The sequence below is a fragment of the Pseudoalteromonas sp. TB51 genome (assembly GCF_000498055.1).
GTDB classification, from domain to species: domain Bacteria; phylum Pseudomonadota; class Gammaproteobacteria; order Enterobacterales; family Alteromonadaceae; genus Pseudoalteromonas; species Pseudoalteromonas atlantica.
In genome coordinates, this window is record NZ_AUTO01000152.1 from 1 (window position 1) to 22,287 (window position 22,287).

19 protein-coding genes, 1 tRNA gene and 1 pseudogene are annotated in these 22,287 nt (G+C 40.6%); 4 read left to right on the top strand and 17 right to left on the bottom strand.

Features of this window, described 5'->3' with window-relative positions:
• Positions 1 to 280 precede the first annotated feature (280 nt).
• The 3 genes from L650_RS0107880 to L650_RS0107895 form a co-directional block, all read right to left on the bottom strand.
• Positions 281 to 357 (bottom strand) — tRNA-Ile (locus tag L650_RS0107880).
• Positions 358 to 626: 269 nt separating this feature from the next.
• Positions 627 to 785: a YqaE/Pmp3 family membrane protein gene (locus L650_RS23645; protein WP_004587604.1), complete on the bottom strand. Its 159-nt coding sequence runs from the start codon at positions 783 to 785 to the stop codon at positions 627 to 629.
• Positions 786 to 849: 64 nt separating this feature from the next.
• A complete protein-coding gene (locus tag L650_RS0107895; protein ID WP_004587605.1) occupies positions 850 to 1,416 on the bottom strand; it encodes a BON domain-containing protein in 567 nt (188 codons plus the stop codon).
• A 317-nt stretch (positions 1,417 to 1,733) separates the two neighbouring features.
• Between L650_RS0107895 and L650_RS0107900 the strand changes: the two genes are divergently transcribed.
• Positions 1,734 to 2,390, top strand: coding sequence for a LiaF domain-containing protein (locus L650_RS0107900; protein WP_029772779.1), 657 nt, complete (start codon positions 1,734 to 1,736; stop codon positions 2,388 to 2,390).
• A 70-nt stretch (positions 2,391 to 2,460) separates the two neighbouring features.
• On the opposite strand, the gene L650_RS0107905 is transcribed toward L650_RS0107900, so the two are convergent.
• Complete coding sequence (locus L650_RS0107905; protein WP_004587607.1) at positions 2,461 to 2,877, bottom strand: VOC family protein; 417 nt, start codon at positions 2,875 to 2,877, stop codon at positions 2,461 to 2,463.
• 497 nt (positions 2,878 to 3,374) lie between these two features.
• Here L650_RS0107905 and suhB point away from each other — a divergent pair, with 497 nt between their 5' ends.
• Positions 3,375 to 4,178, top strand: a complete 804-nt coding sequence (suhB, locus tag L650_RS0107910; protein ID WP_004587608.1) for an inositol-1-monophosphatase — start codon at positions 3,375 to 3,377, stop codon at positions 4,176 to 4,178.
• 53 nt (positions 4,179 to 4,231) lie between these two features.
• Here the strand turns inward: suhB and L650_RS0107915 are convergent, their stop codons facing one another.
• From L650_RS0107915 to queA, 7 genes and pseudogenes are all read right to left on the bottom strand, one after another.
• On the bottom strand, positions 4,232 to 5,041 hold the full coding sequence (locus L650_RS0107915) for a substrate-binding periplasmic protein (RefSeq protein WP_004587609.1): 810 nt from the start codon (positions 5,039 to 5,041) through the stop codon (positions 4,232 to 4,234).
• A 16-nt stretch (positions 5,042 to 5,057) separates the two neighbouring features.
• Positions 5,058 to 6,848, bottom strand: coding sequence for a bifunctional diguanylate cyclase/phosphodiesterase (locus L650_RS0107920; protein WP_029772780.1), 1,791 nt, complete (start codon positions 6,846 to 6,848; stop codon positions 5,058 to 5,060).
• A 316-nt stretch (positions 6,849 to 7,164) separates the two neighbouring features.
• Positions 7,165 to 8,112, bottom strand: a complete 948-nt coding sequence (secF, locus tag L650_RS0107925) for a protein translocase subunit SecF (RefSeq protein WP_004587611.1) — start codon at positions 8,110 to 8,112, stop codon at positions 7,165 to 7,167.
• Between the two features lie 9 nt (positions 8,113 to 8,121).
• A pseudogene (secD, locus tag L650_RS0107930) lies at positions 8,122 to 9,932 on the bottom strand (protein translocase subunit SecD).
• 19 nt (positions 9,933 to 9,951) lie between these two features.
• A complete protein-coding gene (yajC, locus tag L650_RS0107935) occupies positions 9,952 to 10,287 on the bottom strand; it encodes a preprotein translocase subunit YajC (RefSeq protein WP_004587613.1) in 336 nt (111 codons plus the stop codon).
• 25 nt (positions 10,288 to 10,312) lie between these two features.
• Positions 10,313 to 11,437 carry a tRNA guanosine(34) transglycosylase Tgt gene (tgt, locus tag L650_RS0107940; protein WP_029772781.1) on the bottom strand — a complete coding sequence of 375 codons (1,125 nt, stop codon included), beginning with the start codon at positions 11,435 to 11,437 and terminating at the stop codon, positions 10,313 to 10,315.
• A gap of 175 nt (positions 11,438 to 11,612) precedes the next feature.
• The gene (gene queA, locus L650_RS0107945) at positions 11,613 to 12,644 is read right to left on the bottom strand and encodes a tRNA preQ1(34) S-adenosylmethionine ribosyltransferase-isomerase QueA (RefSeq protein WP_004587615.1); all 1,032 of its coding nucleotides are present in this window, start codon (positions 12,642 to 12,644) and stop codon (positions 11,613 to 11,615) included.
• 201 nt (positions 12,645 to 12,845) lie between these two features.
• Here queA and L650_RS0107950 point away from each other — a divergent pair, with 201 nt between their 5' ends.
• Positions 12,846 to 15,377 carry an EAL domain-containing protein gene (locus L650_RS0107950; protein ID WP_029772782.1) on the top strand — a complete coding sequence of 844 codons (2,532 nt, stop codon included), beginning with the start codon at positions 12,846 to 12,848 and terminating at the stop codon, positions 15,375 to 15,377.
• A 187-nt stretch (positions 15,378 to 15,564) separates the two neighbouring features.
• Positions 15,565 to 15,777 carry a hypothetical protein gene (locus L650_RS0107955; protein WP_024031438.1) on the top strand — a complete coding sequence of 71 codons (213 nt, stop codon included), beginning with the start codon at positions 15,565 to 15,567 and terminating at the stop codon, positions 15,775 to 15,777.
• 119 nt (positions 15,778 to 15,896) lie between these two features.
• Here the strand turns inward: L650_RS0107955 and L650_RS0107960 are convergent, their stop codons facing one another.
• From L650_RS0107960 to pstA, 6 genes are all read right to left on the bottom strand, one after another.
• Positions 15,897 to 16,817: a hydrogen peroxide-inducible genes activator gene (locus tag L650_RS0107960; RefSeq protein WP_004587618.1), complete on the bottom strand. Its 921-nt coding sequence runs from the start codon at positions 16,815 to 16,817 to the stop codon at positions 15,897 to 15,899.
• Positions 16,818 to 16,899: 82 nt separating this feature from the next.
• A complete protein-coding gene (locus L650_RS0107965) occupies positions 16,900 to 18,168 on the bottom strand; it encodes an inorganic phosphate transporter (protein ID WP_024031439.1) in 1,269 nt (422 codons plus the stop codon).
• Between the two features lie 40 nt (positions 18,169 to 18,208).
• Positions 18,209 to 18,886, bottom strand: coding sequence for a TIGR00153 family protein (locus L650_RS0107970; RefSeq protein WP_004587620.1), 678 nt, complete (start codon positions 18,884 to 18,886; stop codon positions 18,209 to 18,211).
• A gap of 150 nt (positions 18,887 to 19,036) precedes the next feature.
• Entirely contained in the window at positions 19,037 to 19,738 is a 702-nt protein-coding gene (gene phoU, locus L650_RS0107975) for a phosphate signaling complex protein PhoU (protein ID WP_004587621.1), read from the bottom strand.
• Positions 19,739 to 19,783: 45 nt separating this feature from the next.
• The gene (gene pstB / locus L650_RS0107980; protein WP_004587622.1) at positions 19,784 to 20,611 is read right to left on the bottom strand and encodes a phosphate ABC transporter ATP-binding protein PstB; all 828 of its coding nucleotides are present in this window, start codon (positions 20,609 to 20,611) and stop codon (positions 19,784 to 19,786) included.
• Positions 20,612 to 20,637: 26 nt separating this feature from the next.
• Positions 20,638 to 22,287, bottom strand: a complete 1,650-nt coding sequence (gene pstA / locus L650_RS0107985; protein WP_004587623.1) for a phosphate ABC transporter permease PstA — start codon at positions 22,285 to 22,287, stop codon at positions 20,638 to 20,640.

Below are 22,287 nucleotides of genomic sequence, written 5' to 3' on the forward strand. Positions count from 1 at the left end.
CCCCGCCTGTAAGTAAAAGTTGCAAGGGTTGCTCCATACAACGCAACTGTAAACATTAATATGTCTTTGATTAAAGTAGTATCCATACCTGTCCATCCATTTAAAAATTAATTGTTCATTTCTAGCTTAAAACTTATAACACATCTTATATAAAAATTATCAATATGAAATAAAACTTAAGATTCAAGATAAACAATCCATCTGCTATATTGAAAAGTAGCACAGAGGTAGCACAGGATAAATTCGGTTAGTAGGTATTTACTTGGAAAGCTTTGAAAAGTGGTGGCCCCTCCCAGACTCGAACTGGGGACCTAACGATTATGAGTCGTGTGCTCTAACCAACTGAGCTAAGGGGCCAACTTTGTATAACTACGAGGTAGTTAATTTTTGAAGCGTTTAGCCACTGAGCGACTAAAGCGGGTTGCAGTATAAAAAGTTTTTTAAGGCTTGTCACTAGCAAAAACCTTTATTTTAACAATCAGTAAGCTGACTGCTTAAATAGTAATCTTTTTGCATGCGAATAGGCAGGAAATAACAGAAAAATAAACGCAGAAGTATGTAAGCCGCTTTTTTACAATTTTAATAATTATAAAAAAGTGGCCGGCTCACATTGAACACACCACACATTATTTTTTAGCAATAATGTAGATAGCGTGAATTAAACCAGGGAAGTAACCTAGTAAAGTTAGTAAAATATTTAGCCAAAAGTGCATACCTAAACCAACTTGTAAAAATACACCCAGTGGCGGTAATAAAATCGACAGTATTATACGAATGATATCCATGATGTAGCTCCTTTAAAATGACAAGCAAAAAGCCCAGCTAAGCTGGGCTTTTTAGTATAGTGTATTATTCAGCAACAATAGTTAGTTCATCTACTACGTCACGTACATCTTCAGCATTTTTAGCAATTTTTACTGCTAACTGCTTTTCAGCTTCTGTTTCAACAGAACCTTTAAGTTTTACTATACCGTTGTCGGTATCAACATCGATATCTGTACCGTCAACTTCTGAGTCAAATAAGAAACGTGTAGTAATTACTGTGGTGATTTTAGCGTCAGTTAAGTCGTTATCGTCATCATCCATAGTGTCACGATCTTTGTCGTCCATATCCATGTTTTTCACAACAGTTAGGTTGTTTTCTACATCAGATACGCCATCTAGGCTAATTACAAGTTCTTCAGCTAGCTCTTTATCAAGGTCGCTGTTTACTTTACCTGTAAGTACTACCTTGCCATTTTTTACATCAGTGTTAATGTCAAAGTTGTTTAGATTAGTGTTCATAAGAAGCACTGTTTCTGCCTTACCATCAATCCAAGCATCTTTACTTTCATTTTCCCAAGTGCCCGCTTGAGCACCCATAGCTGTAGTACCTAGAACTAAAGCCGCAATCATAGATTTGTTGAATGTTTTCATAATCTTTCTCCTTTTGATTAAAGACACTTTTATGTATGCGAGCTTTAGGCCAACTTTATTAACACTTTAAATTCATGGAGTTAGCTATTTTATTAGGTATAAATAAAAACACCTCCGAGTAAACATTTACAGGCTATTAGGTAAAACTTTCTTAAGTGGTGAAAATAACGATTATATTGCTGTTTTGGTTAATCTATCGTTAATATAATAAATTAAGCGGAGTTATTAAAATAATAAGCCATTGATATATAGATAGTTAAATTTTGGTACAGCACTTGCTATGTAAAGTGGTAACTCATATAAAAAGGATTATTCCCATGTCTGTAAAAATTGAAGACCGCCCAATAGAGCAAGTTCGCGAACAAGTGATAGACCAACTTATTTATAACTACAGCCATGGCGTTATTTCAGCTGAAGCCTTTGAAAGGCGCTTAGACAGTGCAATGGAAGCAACCGAAAATACCGTATTACTTAATTTAGTAGAGGATTTAACCCTTACTACGGATACCCAGTACAGTGCTCAAAAGCAAATGCAATTTGCCCCTAACTACAGCGCCCAACAAGCGGATGAAGAAAACTTAACACTGCGAAGCATTTTAGGCTCAAGCGAGCGTAGCGGCCAATGGGTGGTGCCTAAAGATATTTACATTCAAAACTATATGGGGTCGATTGTTTTAGATTTTACTGATGCTATTTTTGCTCACCAACATGTTACCGTGCATGTAAATTGTATTTTTGGCAGCGAAGAAATTTACGTACCAGAGCACGTCAATGTAGTTTCTAAAATGTTTTGTATATTAGGTAGTTTTGAAAACAAAACGGTGTCGCTTAATAAGCGCCAAGGCCCCACAATTAACCTCGAAGGTAAAACAGTTTTAGGTTCGGTGGAGGTAAAAGTTAAACGCACCATTAAAGAAAAGTTTGTGAGTTTTGCTAATGATTTAAAGGCCCAGCTTGGGGTGAGTAATAAATAATACGGGTAAAAACACAATGGGTAGAAAAGCCATATTATGCGCTTTTCTACACCGTTAGTTACTGCCTATTTTATAAGTCGTTATTACGCTCGCTTGGAATGTCACTCATATACTGCACAAACTCAACCTCGAACCCGGCTGGGTCTAAGTAATATACGTTTTTTCTAAATGGGTTTTCTGCACCCTCTTTATCAATGCTAAATCCGGCGTGTTTTAAGCGCTGTATAACAGCGTCTAGGTTGTTTGTAACGTAGGCAAAGTGAGCCAGCCCGACTTGATGCCCTGCCAAATCTCTGTTTTTATGCTCGCCATTATCGCTTATAGCAATGTAGTGATTATCGTCGCCAAAATGTACCCAGCGCTTAGGTTTGCCATACCAGGTGTTATGCCCTTCACTTCTAATAGACCAATAAGGAAAGGCTGCTTGGTAAAATTTAAGCATGGCATTTATATCGTTTACTACTAAATGTACGTGTTCTAATTTCATTATTATTTACCCTAGTTGATTGCTTAAACACAAGATAAAACCTCAAGCTAACTTTAGGTAAAGCACTTTTTTTAGTTTTTAATAATATTGGCGAGTACTGCCCTTTTAAGATTAATTTTTACAACAATACGTTGGCTAGCAGGACGCGAAGCTTTACCTACATGGATGTAGGTAAGGGGCGTGAGCAGGACGCGGAAGCTTTGCCTACATGGATGTAGGTAAGGGGCGTGAGCAGGACGCGGAAGCTTTGCTTCATGGAAGTTATTGAGCCCCCAAGGCTTCGCACTTCGCGCTGTGATTAAGTCGCCCTTTGGTTGAACAAATTTCAATCCATACACGCCAACACGTCTTAGATACGAATAAATTTACATGCATTTCAAGGCCGTACAAAAAACGCACAAAAGTATTTAGGGTTTATTGTTTACTTTATGGCAAAAGTCGCTAAAATACGCCGGCTTAAATATATAAACGTTCTTTTACAACCCAAAGGTAATACCATGCATCCAATGTTAAACATTGCGGTTCGCGCTGCGCGCAACGCAGGCAAAATTTTACTTCGCGCAAGTGAAGATTTATCAAAAGTTGAGATTCAACAAAAAGGCACTAACGACTTAGTGACTAACATTGATAAAGAAGCCGAAGCCGTAATTCGTGATACAATTTTAAAATCTTACCCTGATCACTGCATTGTTGGTGAAGAACTAGGTGAGCACAAAGGCAAAGATGCAGATTACCAATGGATTGTTGACCCGCTTGATGGCACAACTAACTTCATCAAGGGTATCCCTCATTTCGCGGTTTCTATCGCACTTAAAGTAAAAGGTCGTTTAGACCAAGCTGTAATTTACGATCCAATTCGTGGCGAGCTTTTCACTGCATCTCGTGGTCAAGGCGCACAGCTAAACAGCAAGCGTTTACGCGTTACTAAAACCGTAGAATTAGCTGGTTCAATCTTAGCAACAGGTTTCCCTTTCAAACAAAAACACCACTTAGATGCATACACAGACGCGTTTAAAGCATTGTTTACACAAACTGCTGATATTCGTCGTGCAGGTTCTGCAGCGCTAGATATGGCGTATGTAGCTGCGGGCCGTGTTGATGGCTTTTTTGAAATTGGTTTAAAACCGTGGGACACAGCAGCAGGCGAGTTACTTGTAAAAGAAGCTGGCGGCATGGTTGTTGATTTTGCAGGTGGCGTTAACTACAACAATAGCGGTAACATTATTTGTGGTGCACCTAAGCTTACGCAAGCAATTATCCGTGAAATTCGCCCAGTATTACCTGAAGCGTTACTTCGCTAATAAAGTGCATGTAACCCTATTATAAAAAAGGAGCCTATGGCTCCTTTTTTGTTTTAAAAGTAAGGGTTATCGAGCTTTAGCTCCGTGGTATAACCTTTTGTAAAAGGGAGAGAGTTTATGTCTTTTGCAAAATACTCATCAAATAACGCATCAAACTCTCCGCTGTTTTGCATGTTTTGCAACCCAAGCTCTATGGCTTGCGCTAAAGCTGGCTTACTACTTACAACAAAATAATAAATACCGGTGGGATAACTAATAAATAAATTAGGCACAATAACTAAGTTACTCTGCGCATTGGCAACAAGCTCAGAATTAACTTCGATAAATGAGCGAGGAAAGTAATCAATTCTGCCACGGCTAGTAAGCGTAAACATAGCTTGATAGTTACTCAGCGGCCTTACATGTAAGCCGTTATAGGCCATTATTTTTGTATCTGGCCAATCATGCCCTTGCACTGCCGAGAGCTCACTTAATTGCGCCAAAGTGGTAATGCCTTTAAATTTTTCGACATTTTTTTTACTGGTTAATAAAACGCGCTTGCCTATAAAGCCTTTAAACAGCGGGACTTTAACGGCTATTGCCCGTGCCTCTCGTTCTGGGCTGCTCATGCTCCAATAAACATCTAACTCTGTTTTATCTAGCTCAATCAGGTCACGCTGTTGCTGTAAGCTCACTGGCTGCATTTTTATGTCTACAGGGTAATTAGCCCGCTCTAGGGCTCGTGTTAATAGCTCACTTAGGTATTCTTCACGGGCATTTTGCACACTTTGCTTTTGAGCAACATTAACAATCTCTACCCCTTGCACAAAAAAACTAACCGCAAATAAAGCAAACCCACCAACAACTACTTTTAATGGCAACATAATAATTACCTATTTTTTATACCACCTGTTTATTCTCTGGTGCTAAGCGCACTACGGCAGGCGCAGGCTTTCTGCGCTTACAAATAAACAAATAACTATGGCGATACCGCTTAGCCTCTTTTTTAGCATCTGTTGCAAGTGCTGCAACTTGATGGCTGTTTTTACATTCTTGTAAGTCGGGCTCCACAAGGCCAATTGATAACGTAAGTAAAGGTACAAATTGCTTTTCTCCCTCACGATTTGTAGCCCAGTAACCTTTGCTCTTAATGTGCTCAGGCGTAAAAAAAGTGCGTGATTGCAGTTCAAACTGCTCAATTATGGTATTACAAATATACACAGCATCTGATTGGTCAAACACAACCATAAAGTCATCACCACCTATATGTCCTACAAAGTTAGCACTGTTTTCGCATGCTTGCACGGTTACATCTGCCAATAATTTAATCACACTATCGCCACTGGCATAGCCGTATAAATCATTGAACTGCTTAAAGTGATTAAGATCTATATAGGCAAGCGAAAACGCACTTTGTGAGCGTAACCTTTGCTCTATTGCCTCATTAATCGCTACATTACCAGGGAGCATAGTGAGTGGATTAGCATGCTGGGCGTGACGAATTTTTTCTTCTGTTATGTGCTTTAAAATATCACGTAAAGGGGCAAGCCCTAAGTAACGTTCATTACGGGTGATCACAATATGGCGGCGAATATCAAAGTCTTGCTCTGTAATTTGCTGACTCACGGTATCAAGAAGTTGGTTTTCATCCACCACTAAAGGTTGTTTATCCATAAAGTCAGTTACGGGGCACTTGTCGTAAAGTGCATGGCCATAGGGCGCTGCAAACACCTCTGTGAGCTGATCTTTATGTAGTAACCCAACCGGTTGGCCGGCTTTATTTAAAACCGCTAGGCTCATCACGGCTTTGTCTTTTTCGAATAGCTTGTGGGCGTCTTTGCAACGGGTTTCGCTGTCTATTGCTTCTTGTGTAACAGCAAGCCAGCCAATCGCCATTGATTGATCAAACGTATTGCTTGGCTGTTTAAAGTTCAATGCTTGTAATTGCTCTGAGCTGTAATCAAGGCTTGGGTTTGAGTTTGGTTTTTCCAGTAAAAAACCTTGTACGTTTGCTATCCCTAAGCTTTCAACATAGGCAAGCTCTTCCACTCTTTCTATGCCTTCGGCTATTACGGCGGTGTTTGTTGCTTTTGCGAGTACCGTAATCGATTTTAAAAACTCTTTTTTAACTTCGCTTTCATCGCAATGATCAATAAAGTAACGGTCGATTTTTACAAAATCGGGGCATAGTTCAGACCACTGTTTTAAACCCGAGTAACCAGCACCTAAATCATCAATGGCAATGGTAAAACCCAGCTCGCGGTAGTGTGCAATTGTTTTTAATAATAAAAAACCATCGTCGACCTTTTCTTGCTCTGTTACCTCAATTACCACTCGGTTTGCTGCTAAACCAAACTGCTCTATTAAGTGCAAGGTTTCACCTTTTGGGTGGCAAGGGTCAAGCAAGGTTTTAGGGCTTACATTTAAAAATAACTTACCGTTTAGATTAAGCTTTACAAAGTTTTCAATTGCTTTTGAGCGGCATAATAGCTCAAGCTCTGAAATTAAAGCGTGCTCACTGGCCGCTTCAAACAGTCGGTTAGGCATTTCCAGAGGGCTGTTTTTAGGCCCTCGACTTAGCGCTTCGTAACCTATAATTGTTTGATTAGCTATATCAAAAATAGGCTGAAATAACGTGGTTATTTCACCGTTACTTAAAATGTACTCTAGTACTTTGCGCTGCATCGTCACTGCAAAACCTGATTGTCGTTTAATAGGGGCATTAAAGTAGCAAGCCTGTATGACAATTTTATGGCATTAGCGGCTATTGACCATTCCGGATTAAATTTACACAATTTAGGGGCGGTACAATCTAAGCGCTAAGTTTATAGCCTAATATACTGTTTACTATTCATACGTTATTGTAATGGCTTAATTATATAACCGGCTCAAGGCTTTAAGTTCAGCCTAAAAGGCGTGTACGTTTAATCTTAAAGCAACCAAGCTCTATAAACCGCGCGCAATAAAAAACCGCTCAATTGAGCGGTTTTATTTAGCGTTAACTCTATTACGGCAATGCGTCTAGGTCTGCGCCTTCTTTTTCAATTACCTCTGGTATTAAATCTTCTTTACTTACGCCCATGGTAATAGCTACCGAGCTTGCAACATAAACTGAAGAATAAGTACCAATGAACACACCAAATAACAGGGCTGTAGCAAAGCCATGAATGGTTTGTCCGCCCCACACAAATAGCGCAATCAATACCAAAATAGTGGTGATTGACGTTACAAGTGTACGGTTAAGTGTTTGCGTTAACGACATGTCGATAATTTCGATAGTGTCGTCGATGCGTACTTTACGGAAGTTTTCACGAATACGGTCAGATACAACAATAGTATCGTTAAGTGAGTAACCAATTACCGCCAATATTGCCGCTAAAATAGTTAAGTCAAACTCTAACCCTAATACAGAAAACAAACCAACTGTAATAATTACATCGTGTAATAGTGCACCTACCGCGCCCACAGCAAAACGCCACTCAAAGCGAAATGCCACGTAAATCAAAATACAAATAAGCGCAGTTAACATGGCAAGGCCACCCTGCTCTTTTAAGTCTTCCCCTACGCTTGGGCCTACAAACTCAATGCGGCGCATTACTACGCTCTCATCAGCTTGCTTTAAGGCAGTAATAACTTGGTTACCAATAACTTCGGCTTTTACTTCACTGCCACGCGGCGCTAAACGAACCAAAATATCTTGGCTAGAACCAAACAGCTGCACTGAGGCATCGGCAAACCCGTTTTCAGCTAATACTGAGCGTACTTTTTTCAAATCTGCAGGTTGCGAAAAACCAACCTCTACAGCGGTACCGCCAGTAAAATCTAAACCAAAGTTTAAACCTTTGATAAAAATTGAGGCAAACGACGCTAAAATTAATAGCGTAGAAAAACCCATAGCCACTTTACGAAGTGACATGAAACGTAGGGTTTTACCACCCAAACTTAAAATTTGCATGTCCGCTCCTTAAATTGAAAGTTTATCAATGCGCTTACCACCAATAAATAAGTTAATTACCGCACGGGTACCAACTATGGCTGTAAACATTGAAGTTAAAATACCAATTGCCAGCGTTACGGCAAAACCTGCAATAGGGCCAGTGCCCACTGCAAATAAAATAACCGCAGCAATTAAAGTAGTAATATTGGCATCAAAAATAGTACTAAAGGCGCTATCGTAACCAAAATGAACGGCTTGTTGAGGGCTGCGGCCNCCGCCATACCCACTGTTAATACAATACCGGCAATACCTGGCAGCGTTAATGTGGCTCCTGGAATTAACGACATTACACCTACAATAAGCACTAAGTTAGCTGCTAGTGCAATGTTGGCAACTAAACCAAACCCTTTGTAGTAAATAAGCATAAAGGCAAGTACAAACGCAAAGCCAAGGGCTACCGCTGTCATACCGGCTTCAATGTTTTCTTGACCTAGGCTTGGGCCTACTGTGCGCTCTTCAACAATTTGAATTGGCGCTACTAATGCACCGGCGCGTAATAGTAAGCTTAAGTTGTGGGCTTCGGCTGGGTTATCAATACCTGTAATACGGAATGAACGGTCAAGACGAGCCTGAATAGTCGCAACGTTAATAACCTCTTCTACCTTAATAGGTGGAAGTGCTTTACCGTCCGCATCTTTTTTACCCGATGGCTTGTACTCAATAAATACCGTTGCCATGCGCTTACCAATAGCGCGCTTGGTAAAGGCATTCATTTTTGCCCCGCCTTTGCTATCTAAGGTAATGCTTACTTGTGGGCGCTGGTATTCGTCGTTCCCTGATTGTGCACCAGTGATATGGCTACCTTCAAGAATGACACGTTTTTTAAGTACCACAGGGTAGCCATCACGGCTCATGATCATTTCTGTGCCCGCAGGAATACGTCCTTGAGCAGCAGCACTTGGGTCTGCGTTTTCGTCTACTTCACGAAATTCAAGCGTGGCCGTTGCACCTAAAATTTCTTTAGCGCGTGCTGTATCTTGTACACCTGGTAGTTGCACAATAATACGCTCAGCACCTTGGCGCTGTACGTTAGGCTCTGCAACACCAATTTGGTTAATACGATTACGAATAATGGTTTCGTTTTGCTTAATAGCGTAGTCACGTATTTCTTTAAGCTTTTGCTCACTCATAGTGGCAAAAAATGCGCGATCGTTACTGCTATCATCAATGTATACGTTTAATGGGTAGCGCGATGCTAAAAAGCGTTCAGCCGCCTCTTTATCTTCTTCGGTACGCATTTCTACACGCATACGCTCAGAGCCCGCTACGCGGCGAACACTACGGTAACGAAGTTTTTCTTCGCGTAGGTCGCTACGAAAATCTTGTTCCATTTGCTCTAGCTGATTATCTACCGCGGTTGCCATGTCGATTTCCATGGTGAAGTGAACACCACCACTTAAATCAAGGCCTAGCTTCATAGGGTTACCACCCAATGATTTTAACCATGAAGGTTGCGCAGGTGCCATATTAATAGCAGAGATATAATCGTCGCTAAGAGAATTACGCAGTAAGTCTTGCGCTTTTAGCTGTTCTTCAACATTTTTAAAACGTACTAATACTTGGCCGCCTTCAAGCACGGTAGACTTAGCTGTTACATTATGTTGTTTGAGGGTTGCGTTTACTTTGTCTACTACACTGAGATCGACATCTGCGCCTTTTGCCCCCGAAACCTGAATGGCCGGATCGCGGCCATACAAGTTTGGAGAAGCATATAAAAGGCCAATGGCTACCACAGCTAAAACAAGTAAATACTTCCAAATTGGAAACTTGTTTAACACAGGCATGTCCTTTTTATTTTTATAGTGACTTCATTGTGCCTTTAGGCAATACAGCAGATACTGCCGATTTTTGTACTGTTACTTCAGCTTGCTCATTTAAAGAAATCACGATGAAATCTTTATCTTCAGTAATTTTAACAATTTTACCTACTAAACCGCCTTGGGTAAGTACTTCATCACCTTTAGCCATCGCGCTCATAAGGCTTTTGTGCTCTTTAACACGCTTAGCTTGTGGACGGTAAATTAAAAAGTAAAAAACTAAACCGAAAATAGCTAACATAATTAGCATTTCCCAGCCACCACTTGCAGCAGGTTGACCAGCAGCGGCGTGTGCGTTTGAAATAAATAAACTCATAATACTTCCTCTATATTTTTAAATTTTAATTTATATCTGCAAGCTCTGGCACGTCTTGGCCACGGCGAGCATAAAAATCACTAACAAATTCTTCTAGTTTACCTTCGCTAATTGCATTGCGTAGGCCTTCCATAACACGCTGATAGTAACGCAAGTTATGGATTGTGTTTAGTCGTGCGCCTAAAATTTCGTTACATTTATCAAGGTGATGCAAATAAGCACGCGAATAATTTTTACAGGTATGACAATCACACTCAGGATCAAGTGGGCCAGTGTCTGTTTTATGTACTGCGTTACGAATTTTAATTGTACCTGTGCTAATAAATAAATGACCATTACGTGCATTACGGGTAGGCATTACACAGTCAAACATATCAATACCACGGCGTACAGACTCAACTAAGTCTTCAGGTTTACCTACACCCATCAAGTAGCGCGGTTTGTCTTCTGGCATTTTGTACGCACAATGATCAAGAATATTCATCATTTCGTTTTTAGGCTCACCAACCGATAGGCCGCCTAATGCGTAACCATCAAAGCCAATTTCTTCTAGGCCTTTTTGTGATTGTGCACGTAACTCTGGGTACATACCACCTTGAATAATACCAAATAAGGCTGATGGGTTATCGCCGTGGCCTTCTTTAGAGCGCTTAGCCCAACGAAGCGATAGCTCCATTGAGTCTTTTGCTTCTTTTTCGGTGGCAGGGTATGGCGTACATTCGTCAAAAATCATTACGATGTCTGAGCCTAAATCACGCTGTACTTCCATTGATTTTTCAGGTGACATCATAATTTGGTCACCATTTACCGGCGATTGGAACAACACGCCTTCTTCGGTAATTTTACGCATAGCACCAAGGCTAAATACTTGGAAACCACCTGAGTCGGTTAAAATTGGAAAGTCCCAATTCATAAAGTCGTGTAAATCACCGTGTTGTTTAATGATTTCAGTACCTGGGCGTAGCATTAAATGAAAGGTGTTACCCAAACAAATTTGCGCCCCTGTGGCTTTAACTTCATCTGGGGTCATGCCCTTAACAGTACCGTAAGTACCTACTGGCATAAATGCAGGCGTTTCTATTACACCACGGTCAAAAATCAAGCGGCCGCGGCGCGCTTTTCCGTCGGTGCGGTCTAATTCAAATTTCATATCATCCTCAATGTCGGAAAAACAGTCCAACAAGCTATAATTTAACCGCTCGATTCTACCCTTTTTGCCCCGTTATTACTATTAGCTGCGCTAAATTCACTGCGTATTAGCGCAGGCAAATAAAAACCCAGCGTGCGAGCTGGGCTTTTAAAAACGGTACCGGATAAAAACGTGCTTATTTACGTGTTAAAAACATCGCATCGCCGTAGCTAAAAAAGCGGTACTTTTGTTCTATAGCCGTGTTGTACGCGCCCATAATGTTATCTTGGCCGCTAAAGGCACTTACTAGCATTATGAGGGTTGATTCAGGCAAGTGAAAGTTAGTCACCATGGCATCAACTACATTAAACTGATAACCCGGAAAAATAAAAATATCGGTATCGCCAAAATAGCTCTCTAATTTACCGCCGTGTACTTTTGCTGCCGACTCCAACGAGCGTACAGAAGTAGTTCCCACAGCTATAACACGCCCACCGTTAGCTTTTGTATTAGCAACAGCGTGAACCACCTCATCAGGTACTTCAATGTATTCAGAGTGCATTACATGCTCATCTACGCTTTCTACACGCACCGGCTGAAACGTACCTGCGCCAACATGTAGCGTAACAAACGCCATGTTTACGCCTTTTTGTTTTAGTGCCGCCATTAACTTATCGTCAAAATGCAGCCCTGCTGTAGGCGCTGCTACTGCACCGGGCTTTTCGCCATAAACGGTTTGATAACGCTCGCGGTCAGCTTCGGTGTCTGGGCGGTCAATGTAAGGTGGTAAAGGCATGTGGCCAATGTCGTTTAGAATATCGAGTACATTTTGGCTGCGATCAAATTCAAGCTCAAATAACGTATCGTGACGCGCAATCATTGTCGCTTTTGCTTTGCCTTCTAAAATAACTTCGTTACCAGGCTTTAACGACTTACTTGCTCTTACATGGGCAAGTACGCGGTGTTCATCAACTACACGCTCTACAAGTACTTCGACCTTACCGCCAGAGGCTTTTTGGCCAAACATACGGGCAGGAATAACGCGGGTATTATTAAATACTAATAAGTCACCTTCGTTTACTAAATCAAGTAGGTCGCTAAACACTTTGTGTTCAACGTTGCCAGTTGGGCCATCTAGGGTTAGTAAACGGCTACTGGTTCTGTCTTGTTTAGGAAAACGAGCAATTAATTCATCAGGTAAGTCAAAGCTAAAGTCAGCCACGCGCATAGTCGGTATTCCACATCATTAAAATCGCGCCAAGTGTATATCTATCCTCGGCTAAGCTCAAGATATCTACCACAGTTGAGAGGATTCGCCCTATTTTAGATACATTTGAGTAACTACTTTAAATAATCTTGTTCTTATTGGTAAATATCATTATTCTTACTGTCCTTAATAATGATGGTTTAGTTTTGGGGTTATAAAAAAGTGGCAGATAAGCTGAAGTTGCTCATTCTAAACGCAAGTAGCGAAGAACGCCGCACTATACGCGCCACTTTAGAGTACTTAAACGTATTTGAATTTATTGAAGCCGCAGATAGCCTAGATGCACTCACTCTGTTAAAAAAGCAGCCAGTAAACATGATTATTACGGGCTTAAGCGTGGGGAAAATAGATGGTTGGCGTTTTTCTCGCATGATCCGCTCAGGCTTACTTAACACCCCAAAAAACACCCCTATTTTACTTATTCCGCCTATTTACTGTGAGCGTATAGCAGAAACCACCGCTCGTAGTTACGGCATAGATGCCGTACTGCCTTTTGAGCACCAAGATATGCTGCCGCAGGTGCTGGCCAATGTTCTGTCTACGCATTTAGAAAAAAGCAGTCGCCTTAATTTACTCTTGCTTGAACCAATAGCGCAAAAAGCCGATGAAATAGCAGAGCAACTTAAGCTCAATTTTGCCATTACCCATGTGACCTCAAGCCAAAGTGCTTTAAACGCTTACAACCAACAACAATTTGCCATTGTACTGCTTGATGCAACCGCGTCGCGCGCAGATACTTCAAGTGTTTTAGTCGAAGAAATACTGCAACATAACCCTAAACAAGCCATTGTAACTATTATTGATAATAACGATGCCGACTATGCAGAGCAGCTGCTGCTGTCCGGTGTTACCGACTTTATAAGAGCGCCATACGACCCGTCGTTTTTAAATAAAGTATGTGACCATGCTGCGCGTCGTGAAGACTTTATGGTTAGTTATGCTGAGTTTGCGCAAAAGGTTGAACAGTTAAGTATTAGCGAAGTACGCTACAAAGAGCTGTTTTCAGCGCACCAACGTATTTTGCTGCATTTAAATACGGTGGTTTTAGAGCTCGACCAACAAGGTAAAATTCGCTTTATCAATCCTGCTTGGGAAACACTAAGTGGCTTTGGGGTTAAATCGTCTTTGCAAAAATCATTAATCGATTATTGCTCTGATGAATGCCAAGTAAAACTAAATACGACCATTAACGATATTCTTAATGGCGGCATGCACCAGCAGCAAGTCGAGATTCAACTTAATCATAAAAATGGCAATCAGATTTGGGTGGAATGCCGCTTACAGCTAATAAAAAACAGCCGTAATAATGCCACCATTACTGCCACAATCGACAACATACACGAGCGTAAACAAGCTGAATTAAAGCTGCGCCACTTAGCCCTGCACGATACGCTAACAGGTTTACATAATCGTTATTATTTTGATCAACAACTCAATAAAATATGCCAAACCAAGCACACCTACGGTGATGTAGAGCACGCGCTTATTTACATCGATTTAGATCATTTTAAAATAATTAACGACAGCAAAGGCCACCAACAAGGCGACATTGTACTAAAAGATGCAGCTCAATTATTTGAAGCAAACATTAGCGCTAAGCATTTAGTGTGTAGAATAGGCGGTGACGAATTTGCTGTTATTTTAAAAAATACGCAGCTGCTTGACGCTCACCTAATTGCAGAAAGTATTTGTAGCGCGATTGAACAGCACGAGTTTAAATCTGAAGACCAAGTGTATTCAATTAGCTGCTCTATTGGCTTAACGCAAATAACGGCTAAAAATTGCGACCCGAGTGAGTGCCTCAAGCAAGCCGATATAGCCTTATATATTGCTAAAAGTTTAGGCCGTAACCTAGTGCACTGCTACTCAAAAGAAGATGCGCAAAATAACACCTTGCAAACCGGGCTTGAGTGGGGGCATGAGATTCGACAAGCACTTCAGCAAGATAACGTAGAGCTGCACTATCAGCCAATATGGGACTTTAAAGCCAATAAAGTGGCTTATTTTGAAGCGTTACTGCGTTTAAAAGTAGACGATAAACTTATTTTCCCTAATCAATTTATTCCCTCTCTTGAGCTGCTAAACGACACCTTTTTAATGGACCAATGTGTTATTCGCAATGCCATTGCTAGCGTGGCTGAACACCCAGATTTAAACCAAGTGGCTATTAACCTTTCTGCTCAATCGTTTTTAGATGAGCGCTTAGTGCCACATATAGAATCGAGCCTAGAAAAATACCACGTACCGCCTTCGCGTATTATTTTTGAAATTACCGAGTCAGCCTCAGTTAACAATTTAAAAGCCACCCGTAAAATGATAGAAAAACTAAACAGTTTAGGCTGTCATTTTTCTATTGATGATTTTGGTACAGGCTTTAGTACATTTAACTATTTAAAACAGTTACCTGCACAGCATGTAAAAATAGATGGCTCGTTTGTACGCGACATGATTAACGACCCCATTGACTTAGCACTGGTTAAGGCCATTAACGATATAAGCCGCTCCCTTGATAAGCGCTCTGTGGCAGAATACGTAGAAAGCGAAGAGATATTTTTTGCACTAAAAGAGATTGGTGTTGACTACGGACAAGGCTATTTTATTGCCCGTCCTGTGCCTGTAGAAAAAGTACAATCGACGCTTAAAATTATTTACCAGAAGAAACCTTTTATCCAACAACACACTAGCGCCAGCTAAACATTTTTAAACAGTTTTAAGCATTTTATTACTATCATTATTGCACTTATTGCCTATACTTTACGTACCACTTAGTAAATGTCTTGTTATTTTGATGATTTAACAATAAAAAAATGACATTACCTATAAGCATACATGACTAGCAATTACATAGAGGTTAAAGCTTGTCAGGTTTAAGGAGGAAGGTATGGCGCAGTTGATTATTTTACTTCTCGTAATACATTGTGTAATTGCGTATCAGTGCTATCGGTACGCGCAGCTAAAGGGCTACCCAGTAGGCGTATTTGCTACTTTAGGCCTACTCCCGTATTTTAATGTAGTGGTTTGGATTTACTTGCTTTTTCTACCCGAACTCGAACCCTTTGAAAGCCAAACACATAGCAAACAGCAGCCCTTGTAGGCTGCTGTTTTGTTTATGCTACGCGAGTGCTTAATAGCGGCCAATAACCACACTGCACAGACCCTGTATACCTAAAGCAACATATTACTGCAGCACTTTAACCTTAAAGGTAAATAGGCTTAACTCTCAAAATCTAAGCTACATTGGCGAGCCAAAAACACTTCTAGCTGTTGGCTGAATAACTTAAAGTCGCGAATTCTTCCTGTGGTTTTACGCCACAGTATGCCTATATCTCTGTAGGCATCGCCTTGCGATGGGGTTGCTATCATGTTTTTATCTTTAAGAATACCCGCATTAATCGCCATTTGCGGTAAAAATGTAACCCCTAACTGATGCTCTACCATGCTTAATAAGGTATGTAAGCTTGCAGCTTCAAAAGGATTAATACAGCTTGAGCGGTTTAGATGACACGCACTTAATGCATGCCCCGTCATACAATGCTCTCGCTCTAATAAAAACACACTAGCATCGGGTAGCAAGTTAAAGTCTTCAACGCCTTTAGCAGGGCTGTAATCTTTATGGTGCACTAAACTAAAGTGATCTTTAGCCAATACTTGAGTATGAAACTTCTCCGTTTGGTACGGTAAGGCTAATAAGGCTAAATCAATATGGCCGTGTTCAAGCTTATCTAATAACTTGTCGCTGGTATCTTCAACGAGTACCAACTCTAAATCACAAAAGGTTTGCTTACAAAAGTGATACAAAGGCGCCGCTATGAAGCTGGCGATAGTGGGTATAACCCCTACCACTAACTTACCACTGAGTGGCGTTAAAAAGCTTTTGGTTAGCTCTTTTAAACTAATTGTATCGTTAATAATTTTACGAGAGCGCTCAACGACCTCTTCACCAATACTGGTAAACATAAGGCTGCGATTTTCTCGCTCAATTAGCTGACAACCGAGTGTTTCTTCAAGGTTTTGAATTGCACTGCTTAAAGTAGATTGCCCAATAAAGCACGCACTTGCTGCACGGCCAAAATGCTGGTGCTGATGTACAGCTAATAAATACTGTAGCTGTTTAATACTTGGTAGGTTGGTCATTTTTTCTTTCCACAAATAAAAAGACCCCAACACCTAGGGCGTTGAGATCTTTTCAAGCTAAAAGTCTTTGAGTACTTTTTTGTTAAACCCCAAACGCGGTTCTTAGTACGTAGAAAATAACAATAGCAAGGGCAGCGCCAACTGGCAATGTAATTACCCAAGAAACTACAATGTTTCTGATAACACCCATGTTAAGTGCAGCAATACCACGTGCCATACCTACACCTAATACCGCACCAACTAAGGTTTGTGTAGTAGAAATTGGCATACCTGTACCTGATGCAATAACAACGGTAGACGCAGCAGCTAATTCGGCAGCAAAACCACGGCTAGGCGTTAAGTGAGTAATACCTTCACCTATCGTTTTAATTACCTTTTTACCTAAAATAGCAAGACCGGCAACAATACCAAAACCACCTAGTGGTAAAATCCACCAAGCAATAGCCGCTTTTTTAGCAATTTCACCGTTGCTTTCAACAATGTTCACAACCGCAGCAAGTGGACCAATTGCATTCGCTACATCGTTTGAGCCATGCGCAAACGCCATACAACACGCTGTTAATACCATTAATACCGCAAATACTTTTTCTACGTTATTAAATTGCATTTGTTTATCGGCTTTAGGGTCGATATTTAAACGTGAAATCGCAATTTTACCAATAATAGCTACAATCACAGCAATCGCGATCGCAATTAAATAACCTTCAGTAGCGCCTAGGTTAATACCTATATGCTTTAAGCCTTTTTTAATTGTTACTAGCGCCATAATAAAGCCCGCTAAACCCATGTACAAAGGTACAAAGCGTTTTGCGTTTTTAAGCGGTGCATCAGTATCAAAAATCAGCTTTTGCGCACTCATAAAGATTAAGTAAGCAATAAAGCCCGAAATAGCAGGTGTAATAATCCAGCTACCTACAATACCACCTACTTTATTCCATTGAATAGCCTCTGTACCCACTGCAACTAATGCAAAACCAATGATTGCACCAATAATTGAGTGAGTTGTTGAAACAGGCCAACCTAAAAATGAGGCAATTAATAGCCAAGTACCCGCTGCAAAAAGTGCAGAGATCATACCTAAAACCATTAAATCAGGGAGAGCAGCAAAAGGCGCAGCATCAATAATACCTTTACGGATTGTTGATGTAACCTCACCACCTGCTAAGTAAGCACCAGCAAATTCAAAAATCATAGCAATAATAATTGCTTGTTTAATTGTTAACGCTTTTGAACCTACCGAAGTACCCATCGCATTAGCAACGTCGTTCGCGCCAATACCATAAGCCATAAAAAAGCCGACTGCTGCGGCAATTAAAACTAATACCGTGCCGTAAGATGCAATGATATCCATTGTGTAACCTTAATCTTTCGTTTGAACTGATTTTTATAAATTAACGAGCTAGCATCAGCTCAAGACGTGATCCTACGCGCTCTGCAATATCTGCAAGTTCGCCAACCCATTCAATTATTTTGTATAAAAACATAACATCAATTGGGTTTAGCTCGCTTTCTACATCGCGTAGTTGGCGGCGTACTTTAATTTGCATTTCATCCGTGTCTTGTTCTATGGCATCCAATTCTACGAGCATTTTTTCTACTAAAGTCACCTCGCGACCTTTAAAGCCCGTTTCTAACAATTCTTCTAACTCATTAATTGCTTTTGATGCTTGTTTAGTCGCATCAACACAGCGTGTTAGATAAGCTAAAAAGTCTGCTTGCATAGCACTAGGAATTGTCATTTCACGGCCAATTACGCGCCCTGCAATGTCTTTAGCCTTATTTGCTATTTTATCTTGTTGAGTTACGAGTTCGAGCAGATCTGTACGCTCTACCGGCATGAATAAACCACGCGGTAATTGTAAGCGTATATCTCTTTTCATATCATCAGCTTCACGCTCTAAATTACGAATAGTTAAGCGAAGCTCTTCTGCTTGCTGCCACTCTTCTTTAAATACGTGATTAAAAAAAGGTATCAAGGCTTTACTTGCTTGATGAACCTTCTTGATGTGTTCTTCCATTGGTTTGATAGGAGATTTTGCAAATACTCCTAAAAACGCGTTTGTAGGCATAACTGACCCTTTAATCAAATTGATATGCTTTGCAGCATGAATTTTACAGTATTAGCCGCGATTGTGAACGCTTTTTATTATTTCATCATGGCTAACAATGCATAAAGCGGCACTAAGCCGCTTTAATAAAAAAGAATGATAGATAAAAACCTACAACGATTTTTCTATATCCTCTTGAGATGTATGACGAATATCTTTGCCGTTAACAAAATAAATAATGTATTCCGCAATATTTTGGCAACGGTCGCCAATACGCTCTAATGAACGTACAGACCATACTAAATCCATAATTTTAGGAATTGAGCGTGGATCTTCCATCATGTAAGTCATAATTTGACGCGTGATTGCTTCATATTCACGGTCAACTTTTGCATCTTCTTTATGTACTTCAAAGGCGCGTTGTACATCCATGCGCGCAAACGCATCAAGTACATCATGTAGCATTTTTAAAACTTGGCGACCCATGTTTTCAATATTCACTAATAAATCTTGCTGATCTTTAGTAAATGAATCAAGTGCCACTTTAGCAATGCGCTCTGCTTCATCGCCAATGCGTTCTAAATCGGCAATCGTTTTTGCAATAGCAATTACTAAGCGTAAATCGCTCGCAGCAGGCTGACGACGCGCAATGATGCGCGTACATTCATCATCAATGCTAACTTCCATTGCATTTACTTTGTAATCGTTCTGGCGTACTTTTTGTGCCAGTTCAGCATCATTGCGACTTACTGCATCTAATGCACTGCTTAGCTGCTGCTCAACTAGGCCACCCATGTTAAGTACATGGTTACGAACATTTTCTAGCTCTTGGTTAAAGCGCCCAGAAATATGCTTATTTATATTATGTTCCATAATTACCTTCTCTTAAATTCGTTTACAACACTAAAACGTATACGACTAGCCGTAACGGCCTGTAATGTAGTCTTCCGTTTTCTTTTTGCTTGGCGTTGTAAATAAGGTATTTGTGTCTGAGTATTCAATCAACTCGCCCATGTACATAAAGGCCGTTTGATCAGATACACGCGCTGCTTGTTGCATGTTATGTGTCACAATAACAACGGTAAATTTGTTCTTTAAATCGTTAATTAGCTCTTCAATAACCAAAGTAGAAATTGGATCAAGTGCCGATGTTGGTTCATCAAGTAATAGTACTTCAGGTTCAATCGCAATTGAACGGGCAATAACTAAACGCTGTTGCTGACCACCTGATAGGCCAAATGCACTATCGTGTAATCTGTCTTTTACTTCATCCCATAAAGCCGCACCGCGAAGTGATTGTTCTACCACTTCATCTAGCTTACGCTTTTCTTTAATACCTTGTAAGCGTAGGCCATAAACCACATTTTCATAAATTGATTTAGGAAATGGGTTAGGACGCTGAAACACCATACCCACGTTACGACGAAGCGCGGCTACATCTACACTTTTATCGTAAATGTTTTGGCCGTGAAGTAATATTTCACCTTCAATACGACACACATCAACTAAATCGTTCATGCGGTTAATACAACGCAATAGCGTTGATTTACCACACCCCGACGGACCGATAAACGCCGTAACTTGGCCTTTCGGAATATTCATATTTACTTTGCTAAGCGCTTGCTTTTCACCATAGTAAAGATCAAGGTCCTTAATCTCTAACGCTTTTTGGTCATCAGTTAAGTTTTCTAAGTCTAACTTCAAGCTTTTGTTAGCTTGGTTTACTTGTGGAGCGACTGTAATCATGTTTGTTACCTATAATTCTTTACTAATTAGTGTTCAAGCGATCTGAATTTTTCACGTAAATGGTTACGTATGCCTATCGCTGTTATGTTGAGGGTAATAATCACCGACACTAATAAGAAGGCCGTTGCGTATACCAGCGGGCGTGCCGCTTCAACATTCGGGCTTTGAAAGCCCACATCATAAATATGAAAGCCTAAGTGCATGAACTTTCTATCTAAGTGAAAATAAGGGAAGTTGCCATCAAGTGGTAACGTAGGAGCCATTTTTACCACACCTACGAGCATTAACGGCGCAACTTCACCGGCCGCTCGAGCAACAGCAAGTATTAAACCTGTCATAATTGCTGGGCTTGCCATAGGAATAATAATACGCCACAAGGTTTCAACTTTGGTTGCACCAAGCGCTAATGAACCATCACGCACTGTACTTGGAATACGCGATAAACCTTCCTCGGTTGATACAATAACAACCGGTAATGTAAGAATAGCTAATGTAAGCGCAGACCACATAACACCCGGCGTACCAAATACTGGCGTTGGCGCAGCTTCTGGGTAAAACAGTTGGTCAAGGCTACCACCTAACATGTAAACAAAAAAGCCTAAGCCAAATACACCGTAAACAATAGACGGTACACCGGCAAGGTTAATTACCGCAATACGAATCATCTTAGTTACTGCATTTTTAGCTGCGTATTCATGTAAGTAAATTGCAGCTACAACACCAAATGGGGTCACAATAACGGCCATCAGCATAACCATAAATACTGTACCAAATATAGCAGGGAATACGCCGCCCTCGGTGTTTGCTTCACGTGGGTCGTCTGATACAAACTTACCCAGTTGTACAAAGTAATGACCTAATTTTGAGAAAAAGCCCATGTCGTTAGGCAACCAAACATCAAGCACTTGATACAGTGGAATGGTGACTACTTCACCACGCATGTCCTTAACTAAAACTTGGTCACGCTTGGCTTTTTTACGCAGTGCAAATAACTCTTTTTCAAGTACTGCATATTCGTTACGTAACTCGGCACGTGCTTGAGCAAGCTCAGCAACACGCTCATCGGTTAGTTCATCATCAAGTAGGTACGCTTTTTCTTGTAAGCGAAGACGTTCTAATTCGTAGTTGATATGACCAATGTCGCCATTTTGTAAATCAAGCGCTTCGTCGTTTAAATCAACCGCACGCTCTACTAACTCATGTAAGGTTTCGATTTTATCGCCAGTAACCGGCTTTCCATCTTTAATTACACCTTCTATGTAGCCATAAAAGTTACCGTTTTTACTGCGCTCAAATACAGCAAGCGTAGCCGGTGTACTTTGCTCAGTAATATCGGTTTCTAATATCCAACGAAAATCTAAATCTACATATTCGCGGTTACCTGTTTTTATAAGTAAACGCTCAACTTCGTCTTTATTAAAATCTGATACATCAATACCTGTTGCAGCTAAACGCGCTGTAGGCACAAGTTCTCGGTCGTAAACTTCACCAATTATGGTTTGTTTTGAAATAGACCCTTCTAGCTCAAATTGAACTACCTCAGATGGCCAGAAAAAGCTTAATCCCTTCCAAGCTATCATTGCTAATAAACCGAGAACTGAAATTAAGCTGATGCTTACCGCACCACCTGTCATCCAAATCCAAGGAGAACCAGACTTAAACCACTGCTTTACCAT

Bases quoted from the DNA above. Each gene is read 5' to 3' on its own strand.
- queA (WP_004587615.1), bottom strand. From the start codon at position 12,644: ATGCGCGTGGCTGACTTTAGCTTTGACTTACCTGATGAATTAATTGCT.
- L650_RS0107965 (WP_024031439.1), bottom strand. From the start codon at position 18,168: ATGGATATCATTGCATCTTACGGCACGGTATTAGTTTTAATTGCCGCA.
- suhB (WP_004587608.1), top strand. From the start codon at position 3,375: ATGCATCCAATGTTAAACATTGCGGTTCGCGCTGCGCGCAACGCAGGC.
- L650_RS23645 (WP_004587604.1), bottom strand. From the start codon at position 785: ATGGATATCATTCGTATAATACTGTCGATTTTATTACCGCCACTGGGT.
- secF (WP_004587611.1), bottom strand. From the start codon at position 8,112: ATGCAAATTTTAAGTTTGGGTGGTAAAACCCTACGTTTCATGTCACTT.
- pstB (WP_004587622.1), bottom strand. From the start codon at position 20,611: ATGATTACAGTCGCTCCACAAGTAAACCAAGCTAACAAAAGCTTGAAG.
- L650_RS0107905 (WP_004587607.1), bottom strand. From the start codon at position 2,877: ATGAAATTAGAACACGTACATTTAGTAGTAAACGATATAAATGCCATG.
- L650_RS0107900 (WP_029772779.1), top strand. From the start codon at position 1,734: ATGTCTGTAAAAATTGAAGACCGCCCAATAGAGCAAGTTCGCGAACAA.
- L650_RS0107970 (WP_004587620.1), bottom strand. From the start codon at position 18,886: ATGCCTACAAACGCGTTTTTAGGAGTATTTGCAAAATCTCCTATCAAA.
- pstA (WP_004587623.1), bottom strand. From the start codon at position 22,287: ATGGTAAAGCAGTGGTTTAAGTCTGGTTCTCCTTGGATTTGGATGACA.
- L650_RS0107955 (WP_024031438.1), top strand. From the start codon at position 15,565: ATGGCGCAGTTGATTATTTTACTTCTCGTAATACATTGTGTAATTGCG.
- phoU (WP_004587621.1), bottom strand. From the start codon at position 19,738: ATGGAACATAATATAAATAAGCATATTTCTGGGCGCTTTAACCAAGAG.
- L650_RS0107960 (WP_004587618.1), bottom strand. From the start codon at position 16,817: ATGACCAACCTACCAAGTATTAAACAGCTACAGTATTTATTAGCTGTA.
- yajC (WP_004587613.1), bottom strand. From the start codon at position 10,287: ATGAGTTTATTTATTTCAAACGCACACGCCGCTGCTGGTCAACCTGCT.
- tgt (WP_029772781.1), bottom strand. From the start codon at position 11,437: ATGAAATTTGAATTAGACCGCACCGACGGAAAAGCGCGCCGCGGCCGC.
- L650_RS0107915 (WP_004587609.1), bottom strand. From the start codon at position 5,041: ATGTTGCCATTAAAAGTAGTTGTTGGTGGGTTTGCTTTATTTGCGGTT.
- L650_RS0107895 (WP_004587605.1), bottom strand. From the start codon at position 1,416: ATGAAAACATTCAACAAATCTATGATTGCGGCTTTAGTTCTAGGTACT.